This window comes from Oscillospiraceae bacterium (assembly GCA_025757685.1).
Taxonomy (GTDB): domain Bacteria; phylum Bacillota; class Clostridia; order Oscillospirales; family Acutalibacteraceae; genus CAG-217.
Map to the genome: position 1 here is coordinate 707,030 of CP107220.1, position 19,701 is coordinate 726,730.

Below are 19,701 nucleotides of genomic sequence, written 5' to 3' on the forward strand. Positions count from 1 at the left end.
TATAATTACTCTGTAAATGAGTGTGGGTAACTATACCCATACACTGCCGGCAGGATTTGGCGCCTGTGCTGTGTCGTCAGTAAACAGCGCGCGCTTTTTACCCCGCTTGGTAAAGAAAGAGATTTATGGAGGTATATTCTATGGGAAAAAAAGTATCCAAACGGCTGTTGTCTTTGTTCCTGTCTGTGCTGATGCTGGCCACCAGCCTGCCTTTTGCAGGTCTGTCCGCTTCTGCCGCAGATGAGAGCAGCAATTTGCCCAAGAGCACCAGCGGTGCGTACTTGTTTGCGTATTTTAGAAATGACGCTAAGTCCACCAACGGTGAGAACGTTTTTTACGCCGTATCTAAGGACGGCTATAATTACGAGGCCTTGAACGGCGGCGTGCCTGTGGCAAGTGCTTCTCAGGGCACCGGCCACTCTCGCGACCCTTATATTATGAAGGCGCAGGACGGTGCAGATTATAAGTACTATATGGTGGCAACGGACGCCAACACCACCAGCAACTATAATAATACCGGTCTGCACACCTGGGGGTCCAACGACCTGATCACCTGGGACGAACTGGCCAATCCCCAGTTTGCTACGGACAAGGGCGGCGGTTCCAAGACCATTACCAACATGTGCTGGGCACCGGAGGCCATTTGGGACCCGGTAGCCGGCAAGTATATGGTCTACTTCGCCACCAACGAGGCGGACTCTGCGGCCAATGAGAGCGCCAAGATCTATTATTCTTACACTGCGGATTTCCGCACTTTTAGCGAGAAGCAGGTGCTCTTTGACCCGGGCTACGGTGTGATCGACGCCGATATTACCCCGTACGGAAACGGCTATGTAATGCTGTATAAGAAAGAGGCTTCCTCCGGCACCGGTGCCAAGAAAGTTTGGTACACCTTTAAGACCGGCAAGAGCCCTTCTAATTCTGACGGCGAATATGACGCTGCCAATGCGAAGATTTTCGAGTCTGTCTCCAATACGCAGGCAGAAGGCCCGCAGGTGTTCCCCATCTCCGGCACAAGCAGCTACGGCGTGCTGGTGGACTATTTCTCCGACGGCGGCTTCGGTTTCTCCTATACTTCTGATTTTGAGAGCTATTCTAAGATTTCTGCGGATAATTGCTCCATCAATCACCTGAACCCCAGCCACGGCTGCATTATTCCTATTTCCGATATGGAGTATTACAACCTGTCCCAGGCTTTCGGTAAGGCGACCTCTACCCAGACTGCTGTGAAGCCCGGCGATACCGCCAACAGCCACTTGATTGCCCGGTACTTTACCTCTAACAATGCCCGGGAGGATGTGTCCGGCAACGGCAACCATATTGGTGCGTATAACGGCTCCACCAAGCACAACGGTAATGTGAGCAGTGTTAATATGGTGGTGCAGGACGGCCGACTGGCGGCGCGCTTTGATAACAGTAAGCAGGCCAACGCCGGTTCTGCCGCAGATAAAACCATTGATAAAGAGGTAAAGGGCGTTTCTACCGCTTGGATGAATGTGGACGGCATGTTCTCCGACACCAACATCAATCGCGGTATTACCATCTCCTTTGACTCCTATATGACGGACGCTATCGTTGCTGATACGCATATCTTTGACTTTATCGATTCGCCCAAGTGGAACTATCTGAATAAATTTGATGTTAATAGTACCCCGAACAAATTCAATCTGTTGTCCTACCAGGCAGATAACACTTCCATCGGTATGAAGAAGGGCACGGAGGCCAAAACCAGCGGCAGCTTGGCGAAGAACCAGTGGCACTCCTATGTGTTCTCCATCTCCAAAAGCTGCTTTACCGTATTTGTAGACGGCAAGCTGGTTTCTTCTTCCACAACCGGCGAGAACTTCGGCACCGTACTGGACAGTGATTGGTTCAAGGCCGTATTCCAGAATGCCGGTGCCAATCAATCTAAGCTGACCTTTGGCGTGAACCCCTATTGGTCCACTACCATCGGCGGCACATATAACCTGCTGGATGGTTACATCAGCGACTTCTGTATTTATGACCAGGCACTGTCTTTGGGCGATGTGGAGAATGCAAAGGCCGATCAGCTGAAGGCAACGCAGACCAACTATGACGCCAATACCACACAGGTGATCTATAAGGACCCCTGCACTGCTGCCGGCTATACCCCCGCTAAGGACAGTGTGTACGGCACCTACCTGCCTTTGGATAAGTCAGGCGTGGCCACCCAGGTGGACCCGGTAAAGGATCTGACAGACACGGCTGCCGGTTATACCTATACCATGCTCTATAATCCGGGCGATACCATTGATAACGGCGCCGTATTCCGTATGGGCGGCGATAGTGATAACTACTTCCGCGTCAATGAGGACGGCACCATCGAGTACAAGAGCGGCGACTCGTCCTTTACGTCTGACTCTACCTTCACTTTGCCTACGGATAAATGGAGTCATGTGACCTTACAGGTGGTACCGTACATTAGTTATGACCGTATCTATGTTTATATTGACGGCAAGCAGGTGTATATGTATGACGCCTACAAGGCCCGCGAATCGCAGTGCAAGACGTATGCGGATAACGGCTTAACCTTACAGAGCCTGATCCACGGCACGGCCAGCGGTACCGGCGGCCAGGTGGTGTACGGCGAGGGCGCTACCGGTAAGCTCACCGATGTGAATATTTACCGTGGCTCCATTGACGCGTATGACCTGTTTATTAAGGACACCAGCGCGTACGCAGAGGCGCTGATCCGTGAGAACATGGACCTGTTTAAGTCTACAATGAAGACTTTCTCCGCTACCAATATTCTCACCAATATGGCACCGGCTTATGAACTGTATGACAAGGCGTCCCGCTATTTGGACGCCGTAAAGCTGGGCAAGACAGTGCCGGATATGGAATATGTGGCCAAGCTGAATGCGGATTTGTATGCAGCCATTCAAAAAATGACTCCCTATAAGGCGGAATTCAGCACCGTAGGTGCCCAGGTGGCTACCGGTAAAGGTGATGGTTCAGCTTATGAAACTGTCAATGCAAAGTATTCTCAAAATTTGTTGTATGCCGGCCCCACCAGTAAGGCAAATGCTTCCAACGATGTGAAGACGTTTGTGAACAACCGGTACGAGATTTACTATAATTCCGCTGTATTTCTGTATAACGGTTCACAGAATGACACCACCAACATTATGTGCATGCCTGTTGTGATGTCTCAAATTCGTGATAGTGGGTGGAATTCAAACGCCTTAAACGGTTTGTTCCCTGCGGAATCAACGACATCGGGGAATGCGAACCCCTATTTCCGCTTAATTTCCGATTATCCCCAAAGCAGCGGAAAACCGAATCTGCAAGCTGACGCAACCAATGAGAATTTGTTGACCACGGATCAAATGTGGAGAGGCTATTCCACCACTAACTGGGAGTTTGGCAATTACATTGGCTCTAATGACAGTTACAATATTGCCGGTGAAAGAGAGAACCATTGGAACCATACCACCGGTGAATTTGGTTTGTCCAATCTCTCTACACATCTTTGGTATAATGTATTGCAGTTTATGCCCGATCGCTGTATGGCAAAAACCGGCAAGACTTCACCGGAAGGTGTCTATACCGTACCGTGGGGTATTTATGGTGACACCAATGGGAAAAAGGATAATTACGACAAAGCAGCGAATAACTGTAAAGCCATTATCAATGATGCCACCAAGATTTATGTCGTAGATGTAAACTCTGCCAGCCCCACCACACTGATGGACAGAGCTTCCGAGAAGCTTAAGAATGTAGATAAGTTCCAGGGTGCGAATATGTACCAGCTGATTCGGAGCATCACCCGGTTCTCTGCGGATACGGCAATGGAAATCCTGTCCGGTATGGACGCTGCCACCTCTTGGAACCCGGCGACAGATCTGAACGCCACCGACGGCGGTGCGTTTTATAATCAATTCGTGGAAAAGCGCAACGATCTGGTCACGGACTTTGACACTGCGGTAGACAATGCCATTAACACTTCTAAGGGCTTGGATGAGCAGGGCTATACCAAACTGGACGCGGATATGGACGCCTCCACTGCCATCGGCAAAATCTATCAGGACGCCTATGACGATGTAACGGACGGCGACAGCAGCACCGGTGCGTATACGGATTCCAGTGCCGCCGCGTTTATCAAGGCCTTTGATGCTGCCAAGCAGCACTATACGGACTTGAGCCCAGTGGCAACAGCAAACCGTACTGATAAGAATAACCCGTATGCAGATAACAAGGCACAGACGGCCTCTAAGCTGCATGACGATCTGGTGCTGGCTTATGCCAAGCTGATGAAGCGTGCGGATTATTCGCAGCTTAATCAGTTGTACGGCGGCTCCGATCGCGTACAGATCTCCAATAACGGTTTGACCAAAAATGTGATCAACGAGAATAACGAGACGGTACGCCAGCAGAACTACACCCTGTCTACTTGGCTGACCTTTGATGATGCGGCCACGGCGGCTATGAAGCTGTCCGATAATAAGGACGCCAACGCAAACGCCACCTACACCAAGTCTGAAAAAACCGATCAGCCTATGTTTAAGACAGGCCAGGTACCAGTGGAAACCCTGCTGCAAGGCACGGTAACCCTGCAGGGCACCACCACAGAGCTGTCCAAATATCAGACGGACATCAACAACAAGAAAGACGCTTTGGACGCAGCCATCAAGGGCATTGAAGTCCCGGCGGATTACACCGCGTATGACGCATTCGTGGTGGTACTGGGCACCCAGGATAAGAACGCCTTTACGGACGAATATCTGGCGCAGGCCGGATATACGGACGGTCAGGTGAAAAATGTGTTTAAGGCACAGGCCTACCAGGGCTCTCAGTCCGCAGCCGGTGCTTACAATACGGACGGTACGAATAATGACCGGGCGTATGTAGAGTACAACGGCAGTTGCTACCGCAACATCGGCCAGTCCGCTGCCGATACCCAGCTGCCCGGCCAGAAGGTACTGGACAGCACCACAAGCGCTTTGGTTACTGCGCTGAACGACGCCAACAATTCTGACACGCTGCGCCGTCAGTTCTCTGTTACATTTAAGTATGTGGTAGACAAAGCCGCGCCCATTACCGTGTCTGAGAATCAGTCTTATTTCTACGGCACCGTAGGTACCTTTACTGTACCGGAGGGCGTAGTCGGCTCCGTTTATAAGTGGTCCGTAACCGCCGGCGGCAAGGAGAAGGATGTGCTGAACTACGGCACTACCTACACTCTGCGTATGCAAAATGAGAACGCAGCCGCGGACAGCATTCTGGTAACCGCTTATTTGACTACGGATACTGCGCCTGCCGAGAATCAGGTACAGCTGTCTGTTCAGGATCAGTACAGATCCAATGTTTACCAGGGCACACTGCTGCAGGATACCAATGTAACCGTATCCCAGTTGGAGCAGGTGCAGGTGGGCGACAGTGCCGTTGCACTGACCGGCTCCGCGTATTACAAGCTGGCCGGCTGGCAGGTGATGGAGGGCGACAAACCCCACAACATCAACTACGGCACTTACACTTTGGCGGAGCTGGCCAAGATTGCCGGCGGCAACCAAGTGATCCTGCGCCCGGTTTATGTGTATAACGGTCAAGATGTATTCACTGTGTCTTTGGACGGTGAGCAGTTGTATGCCAAGGGCTACGATGTGCGTGTTTCCGTTCCTAAGGCTGCCGATGCGTATGCACTGGCAGTGAAGACCGGCAGCACTTATGCCATCGCCACCTACGGCAGCGCCTATGACTTCTATATTGACGGCTCCAACAAGGAATTCTTCACAGTCAATTATCTGACTGCTGAGAAAGACGAGCGCGGTGATGTAATCCGTGCAGCCGGGTACTATGTGACAGACGGCGGCCATCTGGTACGGCTGGATACCGATGCGAACATTCGTTACAGTCTGGAGCATAAGTTCCCCACCGCATTCAGTGTTGGACTGAAGTCCAAATCTGCGGCCACCACCTTCAGCACTTACAGTGCGGCAACCACCGGTCTGCCGGCGGATGTGAAGATCACAGAGATGGGCACCCTTTACACCCGCGACGCCGCCATGGCTACCGATGCTGCGTTTACCGTAGACAGTGTACAGGCCGGCAAGAATGTTAAGATGGCAAGGGCCAAGAGTCCCATTGACTTCAGTAATCAGTTTATTCTGAATTACAAGAATGCCAATGCGGCTGCAACTGCCACTTACACCAGAGCGTATGTGAAGTTCACTTACACTTATGAAACCCAGCTTGTCACCGGCGGCACAAAGACCACAACGGTTCAGTGCATTGCCTATGGTAACATTTGCGACAACAGCGCTTTCTTAGGCGCTTAATCAAAGGAGGAATTTAACATGAAAAAGCGTTATAGTACTCCTGAGATGGAGGTAGAAGCGTTCAACATCTTCACTGTATTCACCGACTCCAGCACAGGCGGCGGTGGTATTGACCAAGGCGGTGAAGAAGTAGGCGACGATCCCGGCGCAAAAGGCACCGGCGGTTTTTATGCCAACGATCCCACTGGGTCTTATTAAATCAAAAAAAGCAGGAGAGCAATCTCCTGCTTTTTCTTTTGCCGTGGTGTGGGGGAGATGCCGCAAAAACGCTCCGTTTGAATTATTCTTGCGCTTCACGAATACAAATGTTAATATATTATGAATAATGTAAATATACTGTGAACAAAGTGTTGACCTATCCTGTGGGAACGACTATAATATTTGCAACAAAAGAACGCAGGGCGCTGTGGGCGCAAAATACCGTTCTTTGGGGGTAATATTATGATACGATCCATGACCGGGTTCGGCCGTGCGGTGCAGGAGATTGACGGCTATGTCATCACTGTGGAGCTGAAGTCTGTTAACCACCGCTATTTTGAGTTTTCCTCTCGGGTGCCGCGGCAGTACGGCTTTATTGAGGATAAGCTCAAGTCCTTTGTAAACAGTCGGGTGTCTCGCGGCAAGGTGGATTGCTTTGTGGGCATTGAGGCGCTGAATACAGAGGCCGCCCAGGTGGCAGTGAACCACACTTTAGCCGGTGCTTACAACACCGCTTTGCAGGAGATTGCAGACACCTATGGTGCGAAGCAGGACTGGGGCGCTGCTGCTATTGCCCGCTTTCCTGATGTATTGGTGGTGCGCAAGGCAGAGGAGGACGAGGACAAGATCTGGTCCTATGTGCAGACGGTGGCAGCCGCTGCGCTGGATAAGTTTGTTGCCATGCGTGAGGTAGAGGGCGCCAAAATGAAGGCCGATGTGGCCGGGCGGGCACAGACCATTTTGGATTGTGTGGCGTTTGTGGAAGAACGCTCCCCTCAAACCGTGCGGGAATATAACGAAAAGCTTGCTGCCCGGGTGCACGAGCTGCTGGGCGATGTGACCTTGGACGAGGGCCGCTTGCTCCAAGAAACGGCCATCTTTGCAGACAAAGTGGCAGTGGCGGAAGAAACGGTGCGCCTGCGCTCCCATATTGCCCAGCTGGGCAAATTTCTGGAGGCAGAGGAGCCCATTGGCAGAAAGATGGACTTCCTGGTGCAGGAAATCAACCGGGAGGCCAACACCATCGGGTCAAAGGCCAGCAATGTAGCCATCGCCGGTAAAGTGATCGACATTAAGGCTGAAGTAGAAAAAATCAGAGAGCAGATCCAGAACATCGAATAATGCAACTGGTGAATATCGGCTTTAACAATCTTGTGAATGCGGATCGGGTGATCGCCGTTGTCAGCCCGGAGTCTGCCCCGGTTAAGCGCATTGTGCAAGATGGCAAAGCAAAAGGAACACTCATTGACGCCACCCATGGCCGCAAGACCATGAGCGTTATTATTACGGACAGTGACAATGTGATCCTGTCTTATTTGGATCTGAACAAAATTGCTGAAAAATTTTCTGCGGAGGTGCGCGATGCATTGTGAGAACAAAAAAGGCTTATTAGTTGTTTTGTCCGCACCCAGCGGTTGCGGCAAGGACACGGTCTTTCGGGCCATTGAGGCACTGCGGGACGATGTGGTTGAGTCCGTTTCTGCCACCACCCGGGCGCCCCGACCCGGCGAAGTGGACGGCGTGAACTATTTTTTCAAGACCCGCGCGGATTTTGAAAAGATGATCGCGGACGGTGGCTTCTTTGAATATGCCGAGTATTCCGGCAACTATTACGGCACCCCTATTGCCGGGGTGGAGCAGGCCATTGCCAGGGGCAAGGTTTGCTTTTTGATCATCGAGGTGCAGGGGGCAAAGAATGTAATGCGTATTTGCCCGGACTGTGTGTCCATCTTCCTGTATCCGCCGAATTTTGAGATTTTGGAGCAGCGCCTGCGCGGGCGTATGTCCGAAACGGACGAAGTGATCCGCAACCGGCTGGAAATTGCCAAAGTAGAGCTTCAGTCCCGTGACTGCTACAAATATCAGGTGCTCAATGACGATTTGGACACCGCTGTGCACGAAATCAATCACATCATCTGCGATGAGCTGGCAAAGCGCAACGCAGAATAACTGCTACTGGAGGTAGAATACTATGTTTAATCCCGATTTGAAAGAAATGCTCAAGAATGTAAACAGCCGATACAGCCTGGTGGTTGGCACGGCCAAGCGCGCCCGGGAAATTCAGGACGAGGCTATTGCCAATGAGGAGCATTTGGACACCAAGACCGTATCCTTGGCTATTGACGACATCAGTTCCGGTAAGTATGTGATTGAGGAGCCGGACGAACTCAAGCAGAAATAAAGTGAGCGACAAAGCAGAGAACCGACCCATTGCCACCGTGGCGGTGGAGCGCACCTTCTTTAATCTGGACAGTGACTACGATTATGCGGTGCCTTCTGCACTGGCGGATCAGGTGCACCCGGGCGTGGCGGTAGAGGTGCCCTTTGGCAGCGGCAATCGACTGCGCCGAGGAATTGTGCTGCAAGTGTTTGTGGGGATCAATCCGGCGCTGAAAGACATTGCCCGTGTGTGCGATTACGGTACGGTGCTGGATGAGAGCCAAATTCGGCTGGCTCGGTGGATGAAAAACCGCTATTTTTGCACTACCTACGAGTGCCTGCTGCAAATGCTGCCCCGTGGGTTCGGTAAGATCGGCGTGGCAGGGGTGCGTATGGCGGAATTGACTGTCAGTCGCGGCGAAGAGCTGCCCCGCTTAACGCCAAAGCAGCAGTCTGTTGCCGACCTTCTGCTGGACATTGGCAGCGCCACCGTGGAGGAGATTAAGACCCTTTGCGGCGTAGGCGATGGCGTGTTGAAAAATATGGAAAAGTGCGGCGTACTGCGTTTTTTCAAAAAAGAGAAGTACAGAAATCCGTACGCGGATCTGCCTGCTGCCCCCAAGGCGTCGGAGATCGAACTGTCTGCCGAACAGACAAAGGCGTACCACACGCTGTCCGCTATGCTGGATGGTGACGGCGGCAGCGCGCTGTTGTACGGCGTTACCGGCAGCGGCAAGACCCAGGTGTATATGCGCTTGATCGACCGCGCGTTGCAGCAGGGGAAAGATACCATTGTGCTGGTGCCGGAAATCGGATTGACTCCGCAGGTGCTGGGGCTGTTCCATCAACGGTACGGACGCCAGGTGGCAGTGCTGCACAGCGGCTTGTCCATAGGCGAGCGCAACGATGAATACCGACGTGCTGACCGGGGAGAGGCTAAGATCGTGCTGGGCACCCGCAGCGCCGTGTTTGCGCCGTTGCACACCCTGGGATTGATCATTATGGACGAGGAGCAGGAGCTGACATACAAGAGTGAGCGCACCCCTCGTTACCACGCCCGAGACATTGCCCGCTACCGGGCAGGGGAGAGCGGTGCGCTGTTTGTGATGGCGTCTGCCACCCCCAGTATTGAAAGCTATGCGGCGGCTAAGGCGGGGAAATATACCCTTTGTTCCCTGGAGCACAGATTTGGCAACGCTGCGTTGCCGCAGGTGTGTACCGTGGATATGAAGGGGGAGCTGCACGCCGGGCACCGTTCGCCTCTAAGCCGCACCCTGCAAAAGCAGATACAGTCCAATTTGGACGCGGGCAAGCAGACCATTCTTTTGATGAACCGGCGAGGGTACAATACATTCATTGCCTGCAACGACTGCGGTCATGTGATCACCTGCCCCAACTGCTCTATTTCGCTGACTTATCACAGTTATTCCAACCGGCTGATGTGCCACTATTGCGGCTATTCCAAGCCTTTGGACAATATATGCCCGGAATGCGGCAGCCACGCGGTGCGGTACAGCGGGTTCGGCACCCAGCGGATCGAGGATGAACTGCAAGCGCTGTTTCCCGCGGCACGAATTTTGCGTATGGATGCAGACACCACCGCAGGTAAATTCAGTCACCAAAAGCTGTTTGACGCCTTTGCGGCCCACGAATATGATATTTTGGTGGGCACCCAAATGGTGGCTAAGGGGCTGGATTTTGACGATGTGACCCTGGTGGGTGTGGTGAATGCGGATAATGCGCTGTATGATGAAAATTACCTGAGTCACGAGCGTGCCTTTGACCTGATCACCCAGGTGGTGGGGCGCAGCGGTCGGCGAGACGCTACCGGCACGGCAGTGATTCAGACCATTGATCCCTGCAATCCGGTGATCGACTTGGCAGCACGGCAAGACTACCCGGCTTTTTTTGAGACGGAGTACGCTCTGCGGCGTATTTTGACCTATCCGCCGTTTTGCGATATTTACGGCGTGTTCTTTGTCAGCGAAGACGAGAACGCAGCGGCGCTGGCAGCCAAGGCCTTTTTTGACACGCTGGTGCTGGAGAATAAAGAACAGCAGCAAAAGCTGATTGTACTTGGTCCCTCACCGGCAAGAATATCAAAAATCAGCAATACTTATCGGTATCGGCTGGCAATTAAGTGTAAAAATTCAAAATCTGTTCGCAATTTGCTCATGCAGGTGTTAAAAGCCACTGCTAAAATGAAAGAACTGCGAAAGGTGCAGATTTCCATAGATTTGAACCCCATTGACTTGGGTTAGGAGAAAAAATGGCATTACGGAATGTAGTAAAATACGGTGATCCGATCTTAAGAAAAAAGAGTCGCACGGTGGAAGTGTTTGACCGGCGTATCGCCACCTTGGTGGAGGATATGTTTGAGACCATGTATAAGGACAACGGCGTGGGTCTGGCTGCGGTGCAGGTGGGCATTCTCAAGCGTATTGTGGTCATCGACTGCGGCGACGGCCCGGTGGAACTGATTAACCCGGAAATCGTAAAGACCGAGGGTGAGCAGTGCGGTCAGGAGGGCTGCCTGTCTCTGCCCGGTCGGTACGAGACGGTGCGCCGCCCCAAAAAGGTGCAGGTGAAAGGCCAGGACCGAGAGGGCAAATGGCATGTCTATACCGGCGAGGACCTAAAGGCCCGGGCATTCTGCCATGAGATCGACCACCTGGACGGTGTGCTTTTTATTGACCGTATGGATAAAACAGTAAAGAAGGACTGAGATGCAAACGCTGCGTATCGTATTTATGGGCACGCCGGATTTTGCCGTGCCGTGCCTGCAAACTCTGCTGGACAGCCCCCACAGTGTGGTGGGCGTGTTCACCCAGCCGGATAAGCCACAGGGGCGCAAAATGGTGCTGACTCCGCCACCGGTGAAGGTGCTGGCTGCGGAGAACGGCGTGCCGGTTTTTCAGCCGGAGAAAATGAAAGATCCGGCCACTTTGGAGCAGTTAAAGACTTTGGCGCCGGATTTGATCGTGGTGGTGGCATACGGGCGCATTTTGCCCCGGGCGGTATTGGAATTGCCCAGGTATGGCTGTATCAATGTGCACGCCTCGCTGCTGCCTAAATATCGAGGCGCGGCGCCCATTCAGTGGGCCATCTTAGACGGCGAAACAGAGACCGGCGTGACCATTATGCAAATGGACGCAGGACTGGACACCGGCGATATGCTGCTGGTCAAGAAAACACCCATTGACCCGGAGGAAACGGCGGAAATGCTGTTTGAACGGCTGTCGGCTTTAGGCGCACAGGCGCTGGCAGAAATTTTACCTAGGCTGGACGATCTGCACCCGGTGCCCCAACCGGCAGGGGATTTTGGTTATGCCAAAATGATCTCCAAGTCTATGAGTCCCTTGGATTGGAACCGCTCGGCAGCGCAGCTGCACGATCAGGTGCGGGGGCTGTATTCCTGGCCCTGCGCCACCACCACCATTGGCGACAAGACGGTGAAGGTGCTGTCTGCTCGCTTAAGCGAAAAAAAGGGGAGCACCCCCGGTGCGGTGATCGAGAGCAAGGGCAAATTGGTTGTTGCCTGCGGTGATGGCGGCGGTTTGGAATTGCTGACCGTGCAGCCCCAGGGGAAGAAAGCCATGGATGCCAAGGCCTTTTTGGCTGGGCACCCGGTGGCAGTAGGTACTGTTTTAGGAGCGTGATTTTATGAACGCCTATATGCTTTATTACGCAACCGGGGTCATTATGATCCCGGTCCTGCTGTTTTCTTTTTATTGTCAAATCAAGGTGAAGCGGGCTTTCCGTCGGTACAGCAGCGTGCACGCCATGTGCGGCATGACCGGTGCCCAGGCGGCGGCGCGACTGTTGCAACTAAACGGCATTACCGATGTGCAAATTCGCCAGATCGGCGGCACCCTCACCGATTATTACGACCCGAAGAATAAAGAAATTTGTCTGTCCGGCGATGTGTATAACGCCACCTCTGTGGCGGCCATTGGCGTTGCCTGTCATGAGGCGGGCCACGCCTGCCAGCACGCACAGGGCTATGCACCGCTAAAGATTCGTAACGCTGCCATTCCTGCCACCCGCATCGGTTCCTCTTTGGGTATTCCGCTGGTGCTGCTGGGCATGGTATTTACCTGGCGGCCGCTGATTATGGTGGGTATTGTGTTGTATGCCTTAGTGGCGCTGTTTCAGCTGCTGACTTTGCCGGTGGAGTTTAACGCTTCTCGCCGGGCCTTGCAGACCATTGAAAGTAATCAATTTTTAACCGAACAGGAGTACCGAGGTGCGAAGAAAGTGCTGACGGCTGCTGCCCTTACCTATGTGGCGGCGCTGGCCTCTGCGCTGGCTACTTTGCTGCGGCTGCTGCTCCTGGCAGGACGAAGCAATGACCGTTAAATCTCCGCGCTTAGCCGCGTTTGAAACCCTATATAAAATTCAACAGGAGAGCGCCTATTCCAATCTTTCTCTCGACCATTTACCTGTGGCCAACGGCCAGGAACGGGCTTTTGCCACTGCATTGGTGCGGGGCGTATTGGAACGGCAGATCACTTTGGACGCTTTGGTGGATAAATTCACCACCGGGCGATTGAAGCCCAAGGTGCGGGTGTTGTTGCGTATGGGCGCCTACCAGGCGCTGTATATGGACAAGGTGCCTGTGCCTGCTGCGGTAAATGAAACGGTGGAACTGGCAAAGACGGTGGGCCAAGGTTATTACGGCCGTATGATCAATGCGGTACTGCGGCAGATCGCCGCGGATCCGGATTTGCCGGATACGCCCACGCTCCGCTATTCTGTGCCGCAGCCCCTGCTGGCTATGTGGCAAAAGACCTATGGAGCGGATGCTACGGCGGCGTTTCTGCCTTATATCAACGGTCGTGCGCCATTATTTTTGGTGCCAAATCCCTTGTTTGTGACGCCCGGTCAATTGCAGGAGATGTTGGCAGAGGAAGGCGTGCAAGCCCGTCTGCTGCCGGAGAAAGTACTGACAGTGGACGACGGCTTTGATGTGGAACGTTCAGCCGCTTTTCAAAAAGGTTATTTTCATGTGCAGGATTTGTCCTGCTACCTGGCCTGCGCTGCCTTGCAGGTGCGACCGGGTCTGACGGTGCTGGATGTGTGTGCCGCACCGGGGGGTAAATCCTTTACTTTGGCGGAACAGATGAACAATACCGGCCGCTTGATCGCCTGTGATCTGCACCCCCACCGGGTGGAGCTGATCGAGAGCGGTGCCCGGCGGTTACACCTGGACTGTATAGAATCCCGCGTGCAGGACGCTACGTTGCATAGCCGGGACATTCCGGCAGCAGACGCCATTCTTTGCGATGTGCCCTGTTCCGGTTTTGGCATTCTCCGCCGCAAGCCGGAAATCCGCTATAAAGATTTAGACAGTATTAAGGATTTGCCTGCCTTGCAGCTTTCCATTTTGCAGACGGCAGCTACTTACTTAAAACCCGGCGGGCGACTGGTGTATTCCACCTGCACCCTCCATAAAAAAGAGAACGAAAAGGTTGTGTCGGCATTTCTGGACCGGCACAGCGCCTTTTTCCTGGCGGCGGAATGTACCCGCTTTCCGTGTGAACAGGGCAGCGACGGCTTTTATTACGCCGCTTTGGAGAGACAGGCATGAAAGAGGACATCAAAAGTTTAACTTATCCGGCACTTTGCCAGCGGTTTGGGGACCTTGGGCTGAAGCGCTTTCGTGCCGATCAGGTGTACGCTTGGCTACACAAGGTGGGGGTGCAGGACTTTGAGGAGATGACCAATCTGTCCAAGGATCTTCGGAGCAAACTGGACGAAAGGTTTACCATTCCCGCCTGCCGAATCGAGGAAAAATATGTTTCTGCCGTGGACGATACGGTGAAATATCTGTTTCGTTTGAACGATGGCGAGTATGTAGAGTCCGTGGTGATGCACTATAACTATGGCTATACCATTTGCGTGTCCAGCCAGGTGGGGTGCAAAATGGGCTGCACCTTCTGTGCGTCTACCCTTGCCGGTTTTCAGCGAAATTTGCTGCCGGCGGAGATGGAGAGTCAGGTGCACGCTGCCCAGAACGACCTGGGCTGCCGCATATCCCATATTGTGATGATGGGCATTGGCGAGCCGTTGGATAATTATGATAATACCATCTCGTTTTTACATACGGTCAACGACCCTCGGGGGCTGAATATCAGCCTGCGCAATATTACCATTTCCACTTGTGGGTTGGTGGATCGTATTTACGATTTGATGCAAGAGGATTTGCCGGTGACCTTGACGCTTTCCCTGCACGCGCCCAATGATGAAATCCGCTCCCGCACCATGCCGGTGAATGCCCGGTGGGGCGTGGATGCTACCTTGCGGGCTATGGCAGCTTATGCGGAGAAAACCTCGCGCCGGGTGTCTTTTGAATATACTTTGATCCACAATGTAAACGACCGACCGGCCCATGCCATGGAATTGGCGGCGCGGCTGCGGGGGATGCTTTGCCATGTGAACCTGATTCCGGTGAACGATGTGGCGGAGCGAGGCAATGTGCGATCCAGTCAAAAAGACATTCAAAACTTTCAAAGCATATTGAAAAAACAGGGAATAAATGCTACAATAAGAAGAACTTTAGGTCATGATATCAATGCCTCTTGCGGGCAGCTTCGCAGATTAAAGAAACGAGGTGATCAGATTGAACATGGTTGCTAAAACCGACCGGGGGCGGATTCGTGAGTCCAACCAGGACGCCTATTTTGTGGGCGAAATGCCGGATGGCACGGCCTTTGCCGTGGTGTGCGACGGTATGGGCGGCGCAGCCGGCGGCAATATTGCCAGCTCACTGGCGGTGCAGGTGATCAGCAGCAAGATCAATGCGTCTTACTACCCCAATATGCGGGACAGCTCCATTTGCAATATGCTGGAGTCGGCGCTGTCTGCCGCCAATGTGGAAGTGTATGATCTGGCACAGGAAAAGGCGGATCTTCGGGGTATGGGCACCACGGTGGTGTGTGCCGTCATTCGTGGCGGCCAGGCGTTTATCGCCCATGCCGGGGACAGCCGCGCGTATCTCTTTTCTGCCGATGGCTTGCAGCAGGTGACTACGGATCACAGTATGGTGCAGGATCTGCTGGAGAGCGGCAAGATCACCCCGGACGAGGCAAAGCACCACCCCAATAAGAATATCATCACCCGTGCCATCGGGGTAGACAGTGCCATTAAGATTGACTTTGACCAGATCGACTTTAGCGACGGCCAGGTGCTACTCCTGTGTACGGACGGTCTTTCCAACTATGTGGACAATGACGAGATGGTCAGCGCCATCAGTGACGGTCAGTATTATGCCTATGCGGATCGACTGGTGCAGCAGGCCAACAAGAACGGCGGCGGTGATAATATTACCGTTGTTGCCATCAGCAATTAAGCGGAGTGAACAAATATAATGGATAATTATGTAGGAAAACGCTTAGACGGCAGATATGAAGTGCAGGAGATCATCGGCGTAGGCGGTATGTCCGTTGTTTATAAAGCCTATGACAATGTGGATGACCGCATTGTGGCGGTGAAGATCCTAAAGGACGAGTTTTTGCAAAATGACGACTTTGTGCGCAGGTTCAAGAACGAGTCCAAGGCCATTGCCGTTATGTCCCACCCCAATATCGTAAAGGTGTACGATGTGAGCTTTGGCGAGAAGCTCCAGTACATTGTGATGGAGTATGTGGACGGCATTACCTTAAAGGAATATATACAAAAGCAGGGGGCCATCACCTGGAATGACGCCCTGTACTTTACTACGCAGATTTTGCGCGCGTTGCAGCACGCCCATGACAAGGGCATTGTGCACCGGGACATTAAGTCTCAAAATATTATGCTGCTGGCTGACGGCCATATTAAGGTGACAGACTTTGGTATTGCCCGCTTCTCCCGCAGCGAGACCAAAACTTTAACGGAAAATGCCATTGGCTCTGTGCATTATATCAGTCCGGAGCAGGCTAAGGGCGAGTTTACTGACGAACGGGCGGATATTTATTCTCTTGGCGTGGTACTCTATGAGATGCTGGCCGGTCGTGTGCCTTTTGATGCAGACAGCGCCGTGTCCGTGGCCCTAATGCAGGTGCAGGCGGACGCCAAGCGGCTCATTGACATTAACCCGGATATTCCCCGGGGCGTGGAGCAGATCTGTGCCCACGCTATGGAGAAGAACCCGGCCAATCGCTACCAGTCCGCAACGGAAATGCTCTTTGATGTGGAGGAGGTCATCAAGAACCCGGCCACCACATTTGACTATTCCTATTTTGTGGACGAGGAGCCCACTAAATATGTGATCAAGACGGTGGATCACACGGAGAAGCCCCAGCCGGATCTGCGATCCGAGCCGGAACAGCCGGTGGTGGAGGAAGACCCCAAGCGCAAGGGCAAGATCGTCGGCGCTGTGATCGCCGGTATGCTGGTGCTTGCAGCAGCCATTGTACTGTTGGTGATGGGCCTTACCGGTTCGCTGAACACCAAGTCTATGAAGTTGGAGAACTTTGTGGGTCAGTCCTATGACACCATCGTCAGCTCCAACCAGTACGATTATGTTTTTGTACAGGAGAGCAAGGAGAGCGAGGATGCTGACCCGGGCACGGTGCTGGAGCAAAAGCCGGCAGCCGGTGAGCGGGTGATGAAGGGCAGCACAGTGACCCTTGTGGTGGCCCAGACGCCCGGTGGCATTCAGGTGCCCAACTGCTACGGCCTTGGTGAGGATATGGCCAAGAAAGAGTTAGCCTCCGAGGGACTGAACAACTACACCGTAACGACCATCTCCAGCGAGACGGTAAAAGAGGGCCAGTGCGTATATACCAGCCCCAAGGCAGGGGATTTGGTGGCTGCGGACCAAACGGTGACCATTTATATCAGCTCCGGCCCCAGCACGACCCAAAAGGTGCTGCTGACTGTGCCGGATGTGCGTGGACTGAACCAAAGCGATGCTCGCAGCTTTTTGGAGAAGAGCGGGTTTGAGAATGTGCAGATTTCTACCGAAGACAGCAATCTGCCCAAGGATACGGTGATCAGCCAGACCCCCGGTCAGGGTGAGGCGGCGGAGCCGTCGGCTGCCATCAAGCTGGTGGTGTCCACCGGCGTGGTGTCTACCGACCCGGCGGAGCAGACGGTGAAGTTGCAGGTAACGGTGCCGGATACCGGCAAGCACAGCACCCTGAACATCTATGTGGACGGGGAACTGCAATTTACCAAGAGCGAGAGCCTGGACGGCGGCCAGCGTACCTTTAACCTGCAAGTGTCTTACGGCGCCCGGGTGGAGATCGAGGTGGAACTGGGCGAGGTGTCTCAGCGCCAGACTGTAAAAGCAGACAAGGCCAAAACGGTGCGTATGAACTTTAACGACAAGACGGACACCACAGTACCCGACGGGACGGACTGATATGGCAGTAACAGGCAGAATTCACAAAGGGATCGGCGGTTTCTATTATGTAGAAACCGCCGATGGATTATATGAGTGCAAGGCGCGGGGCGCCTTTCGCAAGCAGCGGATCACCCCGTTGGTTGGGGATCAGGTGGAGATTACCGTGAACGCGCAAGGGGAGAATACCATTGACACTATTTTGCCCCGCAAAAATGAATTGCGCCGGCCGCCGCTGGCCAATTTAGATCGGCTCTTTATTGTGTCGTCTTTGGTAGATCCGGAGATCCGTACCGTGCAGATCGACAAGCTGACGGTGCTGGCGGCGCAAAAGGGCATTGATTGTGTGATCGTGCTCACCAAGGCGGATTTGGCAGAGAACGGGCAGCAGTACGCCGACATTTACAAAACAGCCGGTTACCCAGTGGTGCTGTGTAATGCCCGCACCGGCGCAGGGGCAGACGAATTGCCGGCGCTGATCTCCGGCAAGTTGTGTGCGTTTACCGGCAACAGTGGCGTGGGCAAGTCCACGCTGTTGAACCGTCTGTGCCCGGACTTGGCGCTGGAAACCGGCGAGACCAGCAAGAAGCTGGGGCGCGGTCGCCACACCACCCGGCACTGCGAGCTGTACCCGGTGGCCGGTGGTTGGGTAGCAGATACCCCCGGTTTTTCTGCACTGGAACTGGAGCGGGACGCGGAGATCGACAAGGACGAATTGCCCGGTTGCTTTCCGGATTTTCGCCCTTATTTGGGGGATTGCCGCTTTAATAGCTGCACGCATGTGGCAGATAAGGGTTGTGCCGTGTGCGCCGCCGTGGAGCGGGGCGAGATCAGCGAAAGTCGTCACAACAGTTATGTTGAATTTTATAATCAGGTAAAGGATATTAAAAAATGGGAACGGAAATAAAGCGCTGCCTGATTGTCAGCGGCGCGCCGGAGGCGGATATCGCCTACATAAAGCCGTTGTTGCCTGGCGCTTTTGTGGTGGCAGCGGACAGCGGGTATCAAAAGTGCCGTCGCTTGGGTGCAGAGCCGGATATTGTGGTTGGGGACTTTGATTCTTCACCGGTGCCGGAGCACACCAAGGAACTGATCGTGATGCCCGCGCATAAGGACGATACGGACACGCTGGCGGCCATAAAGATCGCCTTGGAGCGCGGCTATACCCACCTGATTCTGGTGGGCGCTATTGGCAACCGCTTTGACCATTCTTTCTCCAATGTGGCGAACTTGGCCTATTGCCTGGACCGCGGTGTGCAGGCGGAAATTATTACCCCGAATGAAAAGCTTTTTATCTCTGACGGTCCTTTTTCCTTTAGCGGGGCGGGCTACGGTTATTTCTCCCTGTTTGCCTTTGGCGGTGTGTGCCGGGGCCTGACCATTCGGGGCGCCGAGTGGGAACTGACGGACTATGACCTGCACCCGGCCACCTCCATGTGCCAAAGTAATGAGGTGCGGGGCGGGGAATGTTCCATTTCCTTCCGGGAGGGCCGACTGCTGACGGTGCTCAGTAACGATCTGCAATTGCGTGCATAGTATGGTGTAAATACAGCAGTTGTGGGGTGTTCGGTGTGAAAAAGATGTGTAGGCGTGATTTTTTGTGGATCGCATTCGGTGCGGGACTGGTGATCGCCTGTTGCTGCCCCACCATTTGGGTCACCCGCATTTTGGCCATCGCCGTAATCGTCCTGGGCATTATCTGCTGTAAACGCTAAA

At 53.5% G+C, this 19,701-nt stretch carries 17 protein-coding genes; all 17 read left to right on the top strand.

Annotation, left to right across the window (positions count from 1 at the left end; genetic code table 11):
• Nucleotides 1-140: 140 nt before the first annotated feature.
• Entirely contained in the window at nucleotides 141-6,299 is a 6,159-nt protein-coding gene (locus tag OGM59_03150) for a hypothetical protein (protein ID UYI91476.1), read from the top strand.
• Between the two features lie 18 nt (nucleotides 6,300-6,317).
• Nucleotides 6,318-6,497 carry a hypothetical protein gene (locus OGM59_03155; GenBank protein UYI91477.1) on the top strand — a complete coding sequence of 60 codons (180 nt, stop codon included), beginning with the start codon at nucleotides 6,318-6,320 and terminating at the stop codon, nucleotides 6,495-6,497.
• Between the two features lie 243 nt (nucleotides 6,498-6,740).
• The gene (locus tag OGM59_03160) at nucleotides 6,741-7,619 is read left to right on the top strand and encodes a YicC family protein (protein UYI91478.1); all 879 of its coding nucleotides are present in this window, start codon (nucleotides 6,741-6,743) and stop codon (nucleotides 7,617-7,619) included.
• Nucleotides 7,619-7,870 (top strand): DUF370 domain-containing protein, encoded by a 252-nt coding sequence (locus tag OGM59_03165; protein ID UYI91479.1) that lies wholly within the window; start codon nucleotides 7,619-7,621, stop codon nucleotides 7,868-7,870. Before OGM59_03160 ends, OGM59_03165 begins: the two co-directional genes overlap by 1 nt.
• On the top strand, nucleotides 7,860-8,447 hold the full coding sequence (gmk, locus tag OGM59_03170; protein UYI91480.1) for a guanylate kinase: 588 nt from the start codon (nucleotides 7,860-7,862) through the stop codon (nucleotides 8,445-8,447). Before OGM59_03165 ends, gmk begins: the two co-directional genes overlap by 11 nt.
• Before the next feature lie 22 nt (nucleotides 8,448-8,469).
• Nucleotides 8,470-8,679: a DNA-directed RNA polymerase subunit omega gene (rpoZ, locus tag OGM59_03175; GenBank protein ID UYI91481.1), complete on the top strand. Its 210-nt coding sequence runs from the start codon at nucleotides 8,470-8,472 to the stop codon at nucleotides 8,677-8,679.
• A gap of 1 nt (nucleotide 8,680) precedes the next feature.
• Nucleotides 8,681-10,918, top strand: coding sequence for a primosomal protein N' (gene priA / locus OGM59_03180; protein UYI91482.1), 2,238 nt, complete (start codon nucleotides 8,681-8,683; stop codon nucleotides 10,916-10,918).
• An 8-nt stretch (nucleotides 10,919-10,926) separates the two neighbouring features.
• Nucleotides 10,927-11,382: a peptide deformylase gene (gene def / locus OGM59_03185; GenBank protein ID UYI91483.1), complete on the top strand. Its 456-nt coding sequence runs from the start codon at nucleotides 10,927-10,929 to the stop codon at nucleotides 11,380-11,382.
• 10 nt (nucleotides 11,383-11,392) lie between these two features.
• Nucleotides 11,393-12,316 (top strand): methionyl-tRNA formyltransferase, encoded by a 924-nt coding sequence (gene fmt, locus OGM59_03190; GenBank protein UYI91750.1) that lies wholly within the window; start codon nucleotides 11,393-11,395, stop codon nucleotides 12,314-12,316.
• Nucleotides 12,317-12,320: 4 nt separating this feature from the next.
• Nucleotides 12,321-13,016, top strand: a complete 696-nt coding sequence (locus tag OGM59_03195) for a zinc metallopeptidase (GenBank protein UYI91484.1) — start codon at nucleotides 12,321-12,323, stop codon at nucleotides 13,014-13,016.
• A complete protein-coding gene (gene rsmB / locus OGM59_03200) occupies nucleotides 13,006-14,247 on the top strand; it encodes a 16S rRNA (cytosine(967)-C(5))-methyltransferase RsmB (protein ID UYI91485.1) in 1,242 nt (413 codons plus the stop codon). Before OGM59_03195 ends, rsmB begins: the two co-directional genes overlap by 11 nt.
• A complete protein-coding gene (gene rlmN / locus OGM59_03205) occupies nucleotides 14,244-15,296 on the top strand; it encodes a 23S rRNA (adenine(2503)-C(2))-methyltransferase RlmN (protein ID UYI91486.1) in 1,053 nt (350 codons plus the stop codon). The genes rsmB and rlmN overlap by 4 nt, the downstream gene beginning before the upstream one ends.
• Nucleotides 15,286-16,008, top strand: coding sequence for a Stp1/IreP family PP2C-type Ser/Thr phosphatase (locus OGM59_03210; GenBank protein UYI91487.1), 723 nt, complete (start codon nucleotides 15,286-15,288; stop codon nucleotides 16,006-16,008). The genes rlmN and OGM59_03210 overlap by 11 nt, the downstream gene beginning before the upstream one ends.
• An 18-nt stretch (nucleotides 16,009-16,026) precedes the next feature.
• Nucleotides 16,027-18,006 carry a Stk1 family PASTA domain-containing Ser/Thr kinase gene (gene pknB, locus OGM59_03215; GenBank protein ID UYI91488.1) on the top strand — a complete coding sequence of 660 codons (1,980 nt, stop codon included), beginning with the start codon at nucleotides 16,027-16,029 and terminating at the stop codon, nucleotides 18,004-18,006.
• Between the two features lies 1 nt (nucleotide 18,007).
• Nucleotides 18,008-18,892: a ribosome small subunit-dependent GTPase A gene (gene rsgA / locus OGM59_03220; GenBank protein ID UYI91489.1), complete on the top strand. Its 885-nt coding sequence runs from the start codon at nucleotides 18,008-18,010 to the stop codon at nucleotides 18,890-18,892.
• Nucleotides 18,877-19,521, top strand: coding sequence for a thiamine diphosphokinase (locus OGM59_03225; protein UYI91490.1), 645 nt, complete (start codon nucleotides 18,877-18,879; stop codon nucleotides 19,519-19,521). Before rsgA ends, OGM59_03225 begins: the two co-directional genes overlap by 16 nt.
• A 35-nt stretch (nucleotides 19,522-19,556) precedes the next feature.
• Complete coding sequence (locus OGM59_03230; protein ID UYI91491.1) at nucleotides 19,557-19,700, top strand: hypothetical protein; 144 nt, start codon at nucleotides 19,557-19,559, stop codon at nucleotides 19,698-19,700.
• Nucleotide 19,701: the final 1 nt, after the last annotated feature.